General features: G+C 43.7%; 12 protein-coding genes. 4 read left to right on the forward strand and 8 right to left on the reverse strand.

Annotated elements, in window-relative coordinates; translation table 11 throughout:
* Positions 1 to 34 precede the first annotated feature (34 nt).
* Positions 35 to 3,058, forward strand: coding sequence for an HD domain-containing phosphohydrolase (locus tag DUN60_RS22535; RefSeq protein ID WP_114635516.1), 3,024 nt, complete (start codon positions 35 to 37; stop codon positions 3,056 to 3,058).
* A 42-nt stretch (positions 3,059 to 3,100) separates the two neighbouring features.
* Here the strand turns inward: DUN60_RS22535 and DUN60_RS22540 are convergent, their stop codons facing one another.
* Entirely contained in the window at positions 3,101 to 4,129 is a 1,029-nt protein-coding gene (locus DUN60_RS22540; protein WP_114635517.1) for a DMT family transporter, read from the reverse strand.
* A 91-nt stretch (positions 4,130 to 4,220) separates the two neighbouring features.
* Here DUN60_RS22540 and DUN60_RS22545 point away from each other — a divergent pair, with 91 nt between their 5' ends.
* Together DUN60_RS22545 and DUN60_RS22550 are read left to right on the forward strand one after the other, a co-directional pair.
* Positions 4,221 to 5,147: a LysR substrate-binding domain-containing protein gene (locus DUN60_RS22545; protein WP_114635518.1), complete on the forward strand. Its 927-nt coding sequence runs from the start codon at positions 4,221 to 4,223 to the stop codon at positions 5,145 to 5,147.
* A gap of 58 nt (positions 5,148 to 5,205) precedes the next feature.
* A complete protein-coding gene (locus DUN60_RS22550) occupies positions 5,206 to 5,526 on the forward strand; it encodes a heavy metal-binding domain-containing protein (protein ID WP_004730185.1) in 321 nt (106 codons plus the stop codon).
* A gap of 185 nt (positions 5,527 to 5,711) precedes the next feature.
* Here DUN60_RS22550 and DUN60_RS22555 read toward each other — a convergent pair whose 3' ends face one another.
* A complete protein-coding gene (locus DUN60_RS22555) occupies positions 5,712 to 6,989 on the reverse strand; it encodes a peptidoglycan DD-metalloendopeptidase family protein (protein ID WP_114635519.1) in 1,278 nt (425 codons plus the stop codon).
* 144 nt (positions 6,990 to 7,133) lie between these two features.
* Positions 7,134 to 7,973, reverse strand: a complete 840-nt coding sequence (locus tag DUN60_RS22560; protein ID WP_065205922.1) for a tetratricopeptide repeat protein — start codon at positions 7,971 to 7,973, stop codon at positions 7,134 to 7,136.
* Between the two features lie 300 nt (positions 7,974 to 8,273).
* On the opposite strand from DUN60_RS22560, the gene DUN60_RS22565 reads away from it, so the two are divergent.
* Entirely contained in the window at positions 8,274 to 8,765 is a 492-nt protein-coding gene (locus DUN60_RS22565; protein WP_081279975.1) for a cytochrome b, read from the forward strand.
* Positions 8,766 to 8,903: 138 nt separating this feature from the next.
* On the opposite strand, the gene DUN60_RS22570 is transcribed toward DUN60_RS22565, so the two are convergent.
* The 5 genes from DUN60_RS22570 to DUN60_RS22590 all read right to left on the reverse strand — a co-directional run bounded on the left by DUN60_RS22570 (position 8,904) and on the right by DUN60_RS22590 (position 14,226).
* Positions 8,904 to 9,341, reverse strand: a complete 438-nt coding sequence (locus tag DUN60_RS22570) for a hypothetical protein (RefSeq protein ID WP_114635520.1) — start codon at positions 9,339 to 9,341, stop codon at positions 8,904 to 8,906.
* Between the two features lie 134 nt (positions 9,342 to 9,475).
* Positions 9,476 to 9,742: a hypothetical protein gene (locus DUN60_RS22575; protein ID WP_054547069.1), complete on the reverse strand. Its 267-nt coding sequence runs from the start codon at positions 9,740 to 9,742 to the stop codon at positions 9,476 to 9,478.
* A gap of 233 nt (positions 9,743 to 9,975) precedes the next feature.
* The gene (locus DUN60_RS22580) at positions 9,976 to 11,760 is read right to left on the reverse strand and encodes an ABC transporter ATP-binding protein (protein ID WP_114635521.1); all 1,785 of its coding nucleotides are present in this window, start codon (positions 11,758 to 11,760) and stop codon (positions 9,976 to 9,978) included.
* Entirely contained in the window at positions 11,754 to 13,517 is a 1,764-nt protein-coding gene (locus tag DUN60_RS22585; protein ID WP_114635522.1) for an ABC transporter ATP-binding protein, read from the reverse strand. Before DUN60_RS22585 ends, DUN60_RS22580 begins: the two co-directional genes overlap by 7 nt.
* Before the next feature lie 211 nt (positions 13,518 to 13,728).
* Positions 13,729 to 14,226, reverse strand: a complete 498-nt coding sequence (locus DUN60_RS22590) for a hypothetical protein (protein ID WP_114635523.1) — start codon at positions 14,224 to 14,226, stop codon at positions 13,729 to 13,731.
* Between the last annotated feature and the right edge of the window lie 13 nt (positions 14,227 to 14,239).

Consider the following 14,239-nt stretch of genomic DNA (forward strand, 5'->3'; position numbering starts at 1 on the left):
AATACTTAAACCAGTCTACAAACTGGAGTGTTAGATGAGAAGAAGACGATATCCGCTGAGTATACACATCACTAGCCTTTTCTTAATTTTGACCACTCTTGTCGGTACCGTACTGATTTCGATAAGTTATCGGCACTCTCAAGAACTGCTTTTAGGCACCGTGCGCGAAGTCAGTAATGAACATCGCGATAAGTTGGAATCGGTATTTAAACAAGCTATTGCCCCAGTCATCACAACCTTAAACGTGATGGCAGTGAGCCCGTTTGTTGCTCATCAAACCTCCTCCGTCGAAAAAGAATCTTGGCTTGCTTCGGTCGATATCATCTTCAAACAAAATACTAACTTAGTCGCTCTGTTCTATGGCTCTGAAGATGGTGATTTCAGAATCTTTCGCCCTCTGAGTTCCATTAAACAGAGAGCCGATAACAACGCTCCCGCTAAAGCGACCATGATGGTCAGCAGCACCAATCTAGATGGTGAAAACTTTATTACCTTTCTCGATGGCGCACACCAAGTGATCAGTACCCGACAAGCCGAGAGTAAGTTCAACCCCACGACTCGACCTTGGTTTCGTAACGCAAAGCCTGACGGCTCAATACAACTCTCTGAGCCCTACCTGTTCTATTTCCTGCAAACCAATGGCATCACTCTTTCTAGACGTTCTTTGGATGGCAAGCATGTCGTTGGTGCCGACTTCACGTTGAAATCTCTCTCTTCCCAGATCAGTGAATTGGCCTACTCTCCACAAACCCGACTCGCTCTGTTCGATCAACATTTCAATCTTCTCGGCCAACATCAACTTGATCTATCGATTCCCAAGCTTACCTCCCAGCCTAACGACACAAGTAAAACTGAGAAAACGAATAACCAAACGACAGGGAAACTCTCTGGCAGTGAACAAGACCTAAGCTTTTTTAATGTGCCAAAGCGTGAACAGATGGAAGCATTGAAAGCATCCGTCATAGCACCACTTATCTCCGACGAGGAGAAATTAAACCTCAACTTAAAAAACGTTGAATACAACTTAAACACTTGGGCATTAACGCTAACGCCTGTTGAGCTCACTCAGAATGTCACTTTATATTTGGCAGAGGCTACGCCGCACAATGAGTTGCTCTCTGATCTTATCTCGATGCGTGACAAGCAAGTCGCCGTCGCGATTGGGATGTTGTTCATCTGCTTCGCTATCGTATGGTTTGTTGCTAATAGACTGTCTCAGCCTCTCAATACGCTGATGCAACTCACCGACAACATCGCACGATTTGACTTCAGGCGAACTCATTATCCCAAAAGCATGATTCAAGAAGTGGCTAACCTCGCCCACTCTATTGAGCTGATGGAACACACACTTCATGATCTTATTACGCTACTTCGAGACACGGCAGGTAATCAGGAATTTTCGATCTTAGCCAAAAATATTGCTCATCAAAGCTATTTAATTACCAAAGCAGAAACCATTGTCCTCTTCACTCAATCAAAAGAGAAAGATGTGTTTGATACGGCCGCGAACCTCGCCATTCTTCCCTTTAAGGCCGACATCAATGACTTCATCAAGCACACACCTTGGTTGCTGTGCCAACTTAAATCTGGAGAAACCATCCACTTAAACCGAGAAGACAATGTTCTCAACTATTACCAAGATTCGATCTTCAATTCAGATCTGTACCTGTTTCCACTATTAAACCGTGAGAAGTTGTTGGTGGGTATCGTCGCAATTGGCTATGAAAGACCGATTACTAAGATGCAGTCAGACAAGCACGCCTTCTTACGAGAACTGCTCAGCTTTGCGGAGATAGCCAAAGATAACATTGACCAAATGCAGCAACAGAAAGACATGCTTAATGCCTTTATCGAGTTGATTGCATCAGCTATTGATACCAAATCACCTTACACGGGCGCGCACTGCCAACGAGTGCCTGAACTGACCAAATGGCTGACTCAAGCAACCATTGATGATGACCGTTATTACCCGCAATTCTCATTGGATAGTAAACAGTGGGAAGAGTTAATGCTCGCCGCTTGGCTTCATGACTGCGGTAAAGTCACCACACCTGAATATGTGGTGGACAAAGCAACAAAACTGGAAACGATTTATGACCGAATCCACGAAGTTCGCATGCGCTTCGAGCTGTTAAAGCAACAAGCGGAAACCGACTACTGGAAAGCCATAGCGAACGGAGCGCTTCAAGAGGATCAGCTTAAGGTCCTCGAACAAAGCTTGTCAAAATTGGATGAAGAATTTGCCTTTGTTGCTGAGTGCAACCTTGGTGGAGAGTCGATGACGGACGAACAGCTAGAACGCTTAGACCGAATAGCCAAGCGCCAATGGAAACGAACACTCGACGATCAGCTAGGGTTATCTTGGTCTGAAAAAGAGAGATTCAACGAACAACAAGACACGACAGAGAAGAGTGAAGCTGAGCCAGCAAGAAAAAACCAAAGACTACCGGTGATGGAACCGCTACTTGCCGATAAGCCTGAGCATAAAATACCGTGGGATAATGGCTTTAGCCCTGCTGATGTATGGCAGGAAGCGTTTGTGCTTAAGCCAGGAGAGGTCAAATACAACCAAGGTGAACTGCACAATTTGAAAGTTCGTCGTGGTACGTTAAACGATGAAGAACGTTTCATGATCAACGATCATATTATTCAAACCTTCACCATGCTTAACAAGCTGCCTTATCCGTCTTACCTCCAGAATATTCCGGATATCGCCAGCGGACACCACGAGCGTATCGACGGCAAGGGCTACCCAAGAGGCTTAAGCGAAGACCAATTACCTCTGCAGTCCAGAGCGATGGCCATTGCCGATGTATTCGAAGCGCTCACCTCTAGTGATCGCCCGTATAAGAAAGGCAAACTCCTAAGCGAATCACTCAATATCATGACCGACATGGCCACCAGCGGTCATATCGATCCCAAGCTGTATTTGCTGTTCTTAGAAAACAAAATCTACGACAAATACGCTGAGCGATTCCTAGAGACTAAACAACGTTGCGAGATTGAACCAAACGAACACATCGACCGAGTAAAAGAGTACATACGCTCATTATTTTAAGTTTGAGCTAACCATTTAGTCTTTAGGCTATAAGATCAATGATTAGCTTTTAGCCGCAGAATCCAGCACCGCAACGTCCACTACAGTCGCTACAGCCACTGTGACTCGCGGTGTTTGCTTGGCTTTTGCTTTGCTGTGTCTCTTCGCTAATAGCGTGTTGGTAATGCTCGCCACAACAATCAGGTTAATGCCAATCATCTGCTGAGTAGAAAACACATCATCAAAGAACAAACCCTGCCATAAGGCGCTAAACAGCATGTTAGTAAAAATCAGTGGTGCCAACTGGGAACCGCTATCTGCAAGCTTATAAGCCTTGGAGCGGAAAATTTGAGTATTGATGGTAAACAGTGCGAGTCCAAATGCACCAAGTCCAATCCAACGCAAGTCATCAAACGACAGCAAAGTAGTTAAAGCTCCATACACACTGTCCCCCTTAAGTACATCTGGTACAGCAGAAACAGAAGTAAACACGAGCATAGGTATAACGAGTATTGCTGCGACTAAAAAGGTCCATGCGTTAAGCTCTGCTGGTGTCAGGCTGGTTTTAGATGCTCGGTACAGACTCACTTGCGAGCCAGAATTAAACACACCCGCTAGAAGTCCAAGCAATAGCGCAGGTCTAAAGAACTCCGAACCAAACTCAAACTGCGACCAATCTCCTGCCATCATCACTACGCCGAAAAATGTAATCGCTAAACATGCGATAGTCGTTGTATGAATCTTGGTTCCGAATATTAATTTTTCTAACAATGGAATAAACAGCGGCCCCGTACTGAATAACACCACACCTTCAACCAGCGTTAAGGTTTGTAGTGAAGTAAGGAAACACCACTGACACGCCACCATAAAGATCGCTCGCATCACTAAAGGTTTCCACATATCGAGTGAAGGTTTCGTAATTTTGTAAAACATCAAGAATAAGAATAAGAACAGACTGGGTAACAAAAAACGCACAAAACTGAGTAACGAGATTGGCATCACTTCAGATAGATACTTGGCCATCAAGCCACTCAAAGACAAACTGAACGTCGACAACAACATGAAAGTCGTCGCCTTGGTAATATCAGACATAATTATCACCTCCTATGACACCTATTTTAGAAGCGTGACGTGATGAAAAATAGCGAGTAATATTAACCATAACTGTAAGGAAAACTTACCAATGAAGAAACTCGTCCCGCTTAAATCCGTTTATGCTTTCATTGCTGTTGCTGAAACCGGCAGCATGACCGACGCTGCTCGAGTGTTGTTTGTCAGTCATTCTGCAGTAAGCCAAGCCATCAAATCACTAGAGCAACTGGTTAATAAACCGCTATTTCAGCGAGTAGGTCGTCGTGTTGTTCTTAATGCCGCCGGTAAGCGATATTATCGAAAGGTCGCGCCCGCACTTGAGCAAGTGATAGAAGCCACCGAAGAGCTTGCCAGAACGCCTAACGATCACCGTATCACTCTCAACATGGTGAATTCACTCGCGATGCACTGGTGGATCCCTCGAGTCCCAGAATTCCAAGCATTTGCTCCCTCACTTGATATCCGTATTTCGACATTAACCGGCCCTTTCGATATCGAACAAGAAGGTGTCGATATTGCCCTCGTACATGGCAAGCCAAACGAGTGGGAACAATATTACAGCGAAAAACTCGGCGACGACGACCTAGTCTTGGTGTGCAGCCCTGCTCTATTGAAAAACCAGACCGGATTAAACGTCCAGCAACTCGTCAAACAAAACCCGACCATTGGCGTTTTTAACCTCAGGCGACAACACGACTGGCAAGTCTGGTGCGACAATTACCAAATCCCAATGCCGACGTTCCACAGTAACTTGACGTTCGATGTCTCGATTCAAGCCGTGCAAGCTGCCATTCGTTCGCTTGGTGTATTAGTTACGCATCGCTTGTTTGTGAAAGATGACATCAGCCATGGGATGCTAGTGGAGTTGGGCGAACCCGTCGCGAATCCACACCAAGATTTCTATTTTGTTTGCCCAAAAAACAAATTAAAACAAGAAAGTGTGCTAAAACTGAGAACATGGTTGAGGCATGAATTCACACGCTCAGAGACAACTCTGAGCGATGTTATTCAAGAGTAAGACCAAACTATCAATCCATACAGAGAGTAACAGCTCATCAAGCTTACAAGAGGCCATTATGATTATTACCACCACTCAATCTGTTGAAGGCAAACGCATTGTCGATTACAAAGGAGTTATCGCCGGAGAGGCCATTCTAGGCGTTAACGTTTTCAAAGATATGTTTTCAGGAATCCGTGACTTTGTTGGTGGGCGTTCTGGCACTTATGAAAAAGAGCTAGAGAAAGCACGTAACTACGCCTTCAAAGAGCTAGAACAAAAAGCCATTGAAGCAGGCGCGAACGCGGTTGTGGGCGTAGATATCGATTACGAGGTACTAGGAACGGGTAATGGCATGCTAATGGTATCGGCGAGCGGCACGGCGGTTGTCGTCGCTTAATCGCCTAGTCGCTCAATCACTTAGTCACTTAGTCACTTAGTCACTTAGTCACTTAGTCACTTAAGATTTCAACACATGAGCACTTAATCTATTAGGATACTGAGCAATCAGGCAGCCTAATGAAAACTCGTTCCAACCCTTTGATGATTAGCCGCCAGAGGGTTAGAACGGTTTTAAGCTGACACTTAGCTTGATGTTACTGGTGCAACCTTTTGCCCTGAGAGCATGTCATCAAACGAGGCAACTCTCGACAAGAAGGCACCTTTATTTTCAGGTAAGATAGAACTCGCTAAAGGTAAGTTCGCTTTCATCGAATCCACAGCTCTTCCTCGCACCAGTACTTCAAAATGCAAATGCGGCCCGGTTACGCGACCAGTCGTGCCTGACAACGCAATTTTCTGCCCACGCTTAACCTGTTGCCCCTTCTTAACCAAGAATCGGCTCAAATGCAGATAGCGAGTTTTGTAAACACTGTTATGTTCAATCACTATGTATTTCCCCGCATACGGGTGGTTACGAATAGCAATAACTCGACCGTCACTGGTTGAATAAACTGGCGAACCTACAGGTGTTGCGAAGTCAGTACCATTATGTGGAGATATACGTCCGGTCACTGGGTGCTTACGGTACGGGTTAAATGGCGAAGTAATTCTTCGGAATTGTTTGTCTATTGGGTAGCGATTGAACGCTTGCTCAAGGCTGTTACCCTCTCTGTCGTAGAAGCGTCCATCTGGAGCAAGAAACGCGGCCACTTCCTTACCTCGTAACGTAATCGATATGCCTTGGACCTCTGTTTTTCCTGTTAGATGGTCGCCTGTGTATTGCTCCTTAACCAACACATTAAACTCATCGCCCGCTCTTAACTGCTTTGAGAAGTTAATCTTGTCTCTTAACGTTCGAGTAATATTGGCTATCTGGGCGGTTGTTAATCCCGCTTTGTATGCTGACGTTGAAAAACTGCCATGAACGGTGCCCTTATAGAGCTTTTCTTTCCATTCGCCAGGCATTTCATGGAATTGGTAATTAAAGCTTCCATCATCATTTTTAGTGAAGACAGCTTGCTCTACGAGACTTTCATGGAAAATCAGCTCTACGAGTTGTTTAGAGTCACTATCCAAAAGCAACTCTAGATGATCGCCAGGCTTTATTGTATCGAGCTTCAAAGACTCAAGATCCGCTTCCATCACTTTTTGAACTGTCTCATAAGGCAGTTTCCATGACGAAAATATGTTGCTGAGCGTATCTCCAACCTTCACGAAATAATGAACTTTTATCAACGTTCTTGAGCTTGCCTCTGAATCTGTATATGAGTTTGATGCCCCCTCTTGATGAGTTAATAAATCTTTATAAGGGGTGACTTGAATTGAGATTTCTTCTGGTGCTTCGGATTGAAAATGGAGCAAAACGGAAAGCGAGAATGCACTGATAGCGATCACGATCAGGCCAATAGGGAGGAACTTCATAAAATACTTAGCGGTTATAACAAGGAACTTGGCAAGTGTTATAACATAACAATTAATTCAAAAGAATAAACGAAATGTAAGAAACCGTTCCACAAAAGTTGCCAAAATATGGTGGGCGTGTGAAGCCCACCACCTTAAGTGACATTACTCTTCACAAAGCGCTTCAAAACGATCTAAGCCGCGCAGCATCTCAAAGTCTGGCTCTTCAGCTAGCAACTCTCTCATTGAACCACTCGCTTCAATAGAACGCTCTAAGTCATCGATAGCCTGACCTTCTGCTCCTAACCTTGCATACGAACAAGCACGTTGATACAAGGCGTGGGCATTTTGGTCATCCACTTCTAACACGCGGTTACATAGGCTCATTGCCCAGTGGTATTCCTGCATATCCATCGCAGCATCCGCTTTATAGGTCAACGCTTCTAAATCACCCGGACGAACCTTCAATATCTCATCGTAAATTTCAATCTTCTGCTCGGCGGTTTGAGCGTTTTGCGCTCTGAGCCATAAATTGTGAATCTCATTGATGATTTCGATTTCTCGGTTGTTCTCTGAGATAATTCTGGTCTTACGCTTAAGATCCCTTTCAAGAACATTGAATTTCTTCTCGTAGTCTTGAGCAATCGAATTAAGTCGCTGGTCAGCCATTTCTTTGGTGGTGTGTTTGAGGTCTTTCAGTGATTGCCAACCAACCAATGCAATAAGAGAAGCAACACCCGCAATAATGTAGAAGAAATACGTGACCGTGACATTGGCATAATTCAATGACTTATCGGCGACTGTAAGCTCACGATCGGTCATCTGAATGGTCAAGCGCCTTTCCAGATCTTGCTGTTCCATTCGCAACTGCTTCAACTCATCTAAGATGTAGCGTTCCATCAATGGTCGGTCTACATACTCTTTCTCTGAGTATTTAACCTCCTCGCTTGCAAAGCTCATGGTCGTGACCAGTGACAACACTGCAATCAATAGGGTTCGAAGCATTTATACATTCCTTATATATTTAATCTTTGTTAACTGTATCTCTTAATCGCAAGACAAGCTAGAAAGTTGGCAATTCTGCCTTCTCCTTATTGGAATTAACACTCTAAAACATCATTGATTATTATAAAACACCTGAAGCAACATCATTAATTTCTAAATTATAAAAATACCGCGTAATACTGTTCTATATAATTAATTCGCGATGCGAATATACCAAGAGTTGATTTATTGCATCGAGATGAATCTTATATTAATAACGATCAGAGCGAGGTTAATTTGAACAATCCACGATACGATTTAATGAGCCGGGTGCTGCACTGGGTCATGGCATCTGTCATCATCTATGCAACAGTCGCAGGGTATGTGATGCACTATGTCACCAGTCATCCAGAGCTATTTTCTTTTCTGTCAGTGCTCAACATGTCATTGGCGACCATTGCGACGCCATTATTCGTGGTTCGTTATGTCTGGAGCCACTTCCGGTCATCACCAACCATGCCACTGTCTGTGCCTGAAGGGCAAAAATGCGTTGCTAAACTTGCTCACTCCCTGATGTATCTAGTGATGTTTATGGTTTTCAGCACCGGTTATTTGATGCTGAAAGAACCTTATTCGTTATTCTGGTTAGTGATCGTGAATAACCCAATTACCGATCCTGCAATCAACGGCTTCTTTTTCTATTTACATCGTGCCAGTTGTATTGCCCTAGCCTGTTTAGTTGTTCTTCATGTTTGTGCTGCACTTAAACACCACTTTGTCTCTAGGAACTATGTATTGAAGATGATGATTTAAATTTTGTAGGGATATTTAAGTAATATAAGTGATGTTCTCAGTATTCGAGGTAATCATCTGCTTTAAAAAATTCAGCATGGTTTACACAAACAAAAAAGCCATAGCATGTTTCGCTATGGCTTTCTTATTTCAATTTGATTACTTGGTTTGGGTATCAAGCATCACTTGCCAGTATTCACATTTGGCCAAGAACTCTTTTAAATATAGCTCTGGGTTCGCAAGCTTCTCACCGCCTTTAACATCAGCCCCAGTCACTCGCCAAAAGCAACGAGTTACCAAGTTTCGGTGGTAAATAAAATCGTTAAGTTCATTGGCCTTCAAAGGAAGTTGCTCACCAAACGTCTGTTCGTATAGGCTCAGCATAGAGGCTTGCTCACTTGGCTTTTCCCTTAAAAAGGTATCCAAATCCAAACCTAACGACTGCTGCTGTTGTTCCTTTGGCAGTGCTTTAGCTAATTTAGAGATAACACTGAACAGAGCCAACTCAACTTTTTGAGACGCTAATAACGATGCCCCTAAAAGCGCATGTTCATTGGAAATGTGTTGCTCTGTTGATGAAGCGGTTGCTGTTGTCACTGTGTTAACCTCAAATAATCATAACGGGTGTTACTGAACTGGATAGAGCCTTTTCATTACGCTGAATCTTATTCTTGTAATTAAGAAGAATCTTACAGTTAAGCAGAGTCTTGTATCTAAGCAAAGTCTTACAGCTAAGCAGAGTCTTTTAGCAGAACGCGGTCAGCATCAATAATGGTGAAGCCCGATGCATCTTCATTCTTTTCGACTTGCACTAAACCTTTAAAACCAACCTGCGACAACTTCTTCGCAAGGTGATCCGGTGCTGTTTCAAAAACAACATCCATAAAAGGTAAAGACTCAGCATCAACAAAACCATGCTCGTTAAACAGTTCCATTGCTTGAGATAAATGGTCTGAGTCGGTTAATTCGATAATTTCTACAACTTCTTCCAACAACATTTTCGATTCCATATTCGCCAGAAAGTGACTGACACAAGCACTTACGTTTTGCTCGCATACATCCCGATGTACGAAGACACCCCTTTAGTAGTAGGGAGATCATAACATATTAATAATCGAAAAATATGTTTAATTTCCCAACCTCTTGGGAGTATTAGAAAACAATAGAAACTGGTGAAGCATAGACAAGGCCAATTTATCTCATCGAAAGCAACAGCCTAAATTTGAGGCAATCAGGCTACCGTAACCTGGGAATCGCCCGTTTCGACAATCGATTCATTCAACAACCCTGCGTAAATTCCATTGTATGCCACCAGCTGTTCATGATTACCTTGCTCAACAATTTCACCCTTTTCCAATACCAGAATCGTATCCGAGTGACGAACGGTACTCAAACGGTGCGCAATCGCAATCACGGTTTTTTCCTTGAACAGGCGCTGCATCGCTTTTTGAATGAGGTCTTCAGTGATTGAATCTACCGAACTGGTCGCCTCATCAAGCATCATCAATTGACCACCCTGTGCAACCGCTCGTGCGAACGAAATAAGCTGCGTTTGCCCCACAGACAAATTGGATCCGTTCTTTTCCAAGTGGAAGTCATAACCTTGTGGCAATTGTTCAATAAACTTATCGGCATAAACATAGCGCGCTGCCTGCTCAACCTCAGTTCTAGATAAATGCGTTTTACCCAGCGCGATATTGAATTGGATTGTCTCTTCAAATAAGTGCACGTCTTGCATCATCATTGAGAACAAATGAGCAGAGTCTTCATTAGAGAGCTGCGACAGCTCTATTCCATTCAGTAGAATGCTGCCTTCATAGTCTTGGTAGGTTTTAGAGATTAGACGCAGAATTGTCGACTTGCCCGATCCCGTAGAACCCACAAGCGCGATTTGATGCCCTTTCTCCAATACAAACGAAACATTCTTTAGAACGTAGGGAGAGTCGTCTTTGTAACGGAAGCTCACGTTCTTAAATTCAAGGCTCACAAACTGTTCGAGCTGTTTTTCAACCTTGTTAGATGGCAGCAGGTTGCGCCCTTCCTCTTCAGTCGGCTCAACAAACAGCTCTTCAATATGGTCAAACGCTGCAAATGAACTTTGAATAGAAGCAATCTGCGACGTAAAGTCACGGATCGGAATAAACACTTTTTCTAAGGTGTTGATGAACGCAATTAGCACACCCAAGGTGAGTACCCCTTCTATCACTTGCTCAGAGCCATACCAGATCATAATTGCGATCGTGATTGAGGTAATGCCCGAGATAAACGAGAACAAAATCGCATCGTATTTATTTATTTTCTTCTGTGCTCTCAGAAACTCATCAGTATAGCCTTGGTAGCGTTGTTCGACTTGTTCTTCGGCTCGATACATCTGAACCGTTTTCATACCAAATAAGACTTCTTGTAAAAAGCCAATACCACGAGCGAGCGAAGAACGAGTCACCTTATACAAAGCGCGAAGTCGGTTTCTCACATACACAGTCAAGTACATCACTGGCGGCATGATAATCAACACAATCATCGTTAACTGCCAGTCAATGAAGAACATCATCACCAACAGAGCAATGGTATTGATGCTGTCTTTAACTAGACCTACAACCGACTGAACAAATGTCTCGCCGATGGTTTCCAAGTCACTGGTTAATCGTGAAAGCGTGACGCCAATCGGTGTGTTATCAAAATAGCTGCGTGGCAGTTTAAGCACGCGAGCAAACAACACTGAACGCATGTCGGTTATCGTATATTGACCCGTTTTACGCAGGTTGTATGAATAGATAGTATCCACCACATAACTCGCCACCAGAACTGCGACTAGATAGAAGACGTATTCGAGCAGTCCATCCATATCCCCTTGGCTCAGGTGAACATCGATCACTTGAATAATCAGCCAAGGAAACAACAAACTCGTGATGACAGAAAGAGGAAGCATAGCGATGCCCAGAATCGCAGAACCTTTGTATTTCTTAGCAAACTTAAAAAAGTGCTTGAGGTACTTGAGATCAACACCTTTTAACATGCTGCTGCCTCCGTTTCATTCTGCTGTAGTTGCCATGTATCGTAATAGTAATCACAGGTTTTCAATAACGTAGCGTGGTCGCCCTTCGCGATCACTTTACCTTCGTTCAACACGATGATTTCATCCATATATTCAAGGGCATTAACACGGTGTGAAACCACAAGTACTGATTGATTTTCCAAGCGCTTAAACAAGCCTTCCAAAATCTTACGTTCTGTTTCATAGTCGACAGCCGATAGAACGTTATCCATGATGATCAGATCGGTGGGTTGCAATAAAGCACGCGCAATACTTAAGCGCTGCTTCTGGCCGCCTGACAGCATGATCCCTTTCTCACCGACTAAGGTTTGGTCACCATGCTCAAAACGAGTAACGTCACTCGCCAACTGACTGAGCTCCAACACTTCATCAACCTGACTCTTTGCCAAGTCAGTATCTAAGCTGCCAAAGCGGATATTATCCTCGACGGTTGCTGAAAACAGGAAAGGGTCTTGAGTCACGGTTTTCACGTAACGGCGCAAGTCACTGCGTGAGAAGCTAGTGACATCTCTTTCGCCAAGAAAAACCGAACTTTCTGGTACATCCAAGTGATGGTTCAAGCAGTTCACTAATGTCGTTTTACCCGCTCCGATTCCACCTAGCACACCCACTTTCTTACCAGCAGGAATATCAAAACTGATGTCATCAAGAATCACACGCTCTTCACCCGAATAGCTGAAGCTGAGATTGCGAACGGAAAACGTTTTTCCCTTCAGCGATTCAACATCTAACTCAGTGAGCTTATCTTCATCAAGCTCTGGGACTTTGGCATTAAGAATGGTCTGTGCACTCTGAATACCGACCATGCCACGCTGATAAATGGTCGCAATTCTGCCAAGCTGCATCAATGGCATAGCCAGTAAAACCGAGTAAGTTAGGAAAGCAGTAATCTCACCGAGGGTTAGCTCTTGTCTCATTAACATGTAGCCACCAAGCCCAAGAATGATGATTTTCATCAGGTCATTGGCGTAGTCGAGTACCGGCATAAAGAAGACTTGAATACGTGTAATTTTAAGGCGGCATTCAAGCAATAATTGGTTAAGTTTTTCAGTTTCGGATTTCACCCAAGGTGACATCTGCTGGCTCTTAATCAAATCAATCCCAGACAGGTAACTCATTAGCTGAGCAGACAAGTTTTGTAGACGTTTCATGTGCTCTAAATGCAGTGCTTTCATACGCTTGAAGCCCACACGGAAAATCACAAAAGCAATTGAGATAGGAATAATCGAATACAGTGTGAGTTCTGGCGATATGCGCCACATATAGAGCGGTGTTAATGACAGTGCTAACAACGCATTGAAGAACTGCAGAAATCCCACACCAAACAGCAAACGAATGCCACTGAGGTCATTATTGATGATGGAGATCAGTCTGCCTGACGCAAACATCTGGTGAAAGCTGTTAGGTAAACGGTTTAACTTTTGGAGAAGTGTCGTCTTAAGCGCCGCCTCTGTAATCCGCCCAGGGTTAAGCGCATAGATACGAGACAATATACGCACCACAACCATGGCGACTGACATGCCAACCACAATCCAAACATAGGTTTGAAGCTGCTGATGACCGCTTGAGGAAGCATCATCAATCAGATCTATCGCCAATTGGATATAGCGTGGTATTTCAACTTGAAGCCAATTTACGAGAAAAATGAAAACTATCGCCAACAAATAAGAAGTGCGATTCATACGCAAATAGTGGGCAATAAACTGTCTTTTATTCATGGAATTCTTTCTTTGAGGACGGGTTCGCGGCTGTACCATGGATTCATCAGGAGCTTGGTACATTCTCAGGTTTAAAGGTACACCAAAAAGACATAGTTGACAATATCAACCAAATTTATATTTTAATCGTTCCGTTGTTTTTCAAGGCTACAAAAAGAAAATTTGCCGCCAAAATGGCAGCAAATATTTTAGGTTTGTTAAATGATGAACTTTAAAGGACGACGTCTACCTGCCCATTGTTGATGTCCACTAAACGCTTTACTTCACTTCCCATTGCTGATGGATACCATACTTCTACCCAAACCTTATCAACATGATTTGGAAGAAGCAGTGTCGTTGAAAAATCAATATCCTCATTGATCGGCGTTCTCAACACCTGTGAGGTGTAATCGACAACCTCACCATTAAAATCAGTGTAGATACTCATAAAGCCTCGAGAGCTTTGTGAACTTGCTACGTCAACGCTCACAACAACCTCTCTCTCGGTAGAGAAATCAAAACCTTCCGGTACGGATAGCTCTACCGATTTCAGCGCTTGTTGTACAGGTGCAACGCTAGAGGTAACCGCGTTACTGACCCCAGCAGGAGCGCTACTTGGTGGGGCGACTGAACTTGGCGTTGAAGTGGTTGAACCGCCACCACCTCCGCCGCCACAAGCAGTAAGAAAGACCAAAGTTACACTACTCAGCATTAGTTTAGTTGTATTCATAAATCCTCCTTGA

Source organism: Vibrio splendidus, assembly GCF_003345295.1.
GTDB lineage: Bacteria > Pseudomonadota > Gammaproteobacteria > Enterobacterales > Vibrionaceae > Vibrio > Vibrio splendidus_K.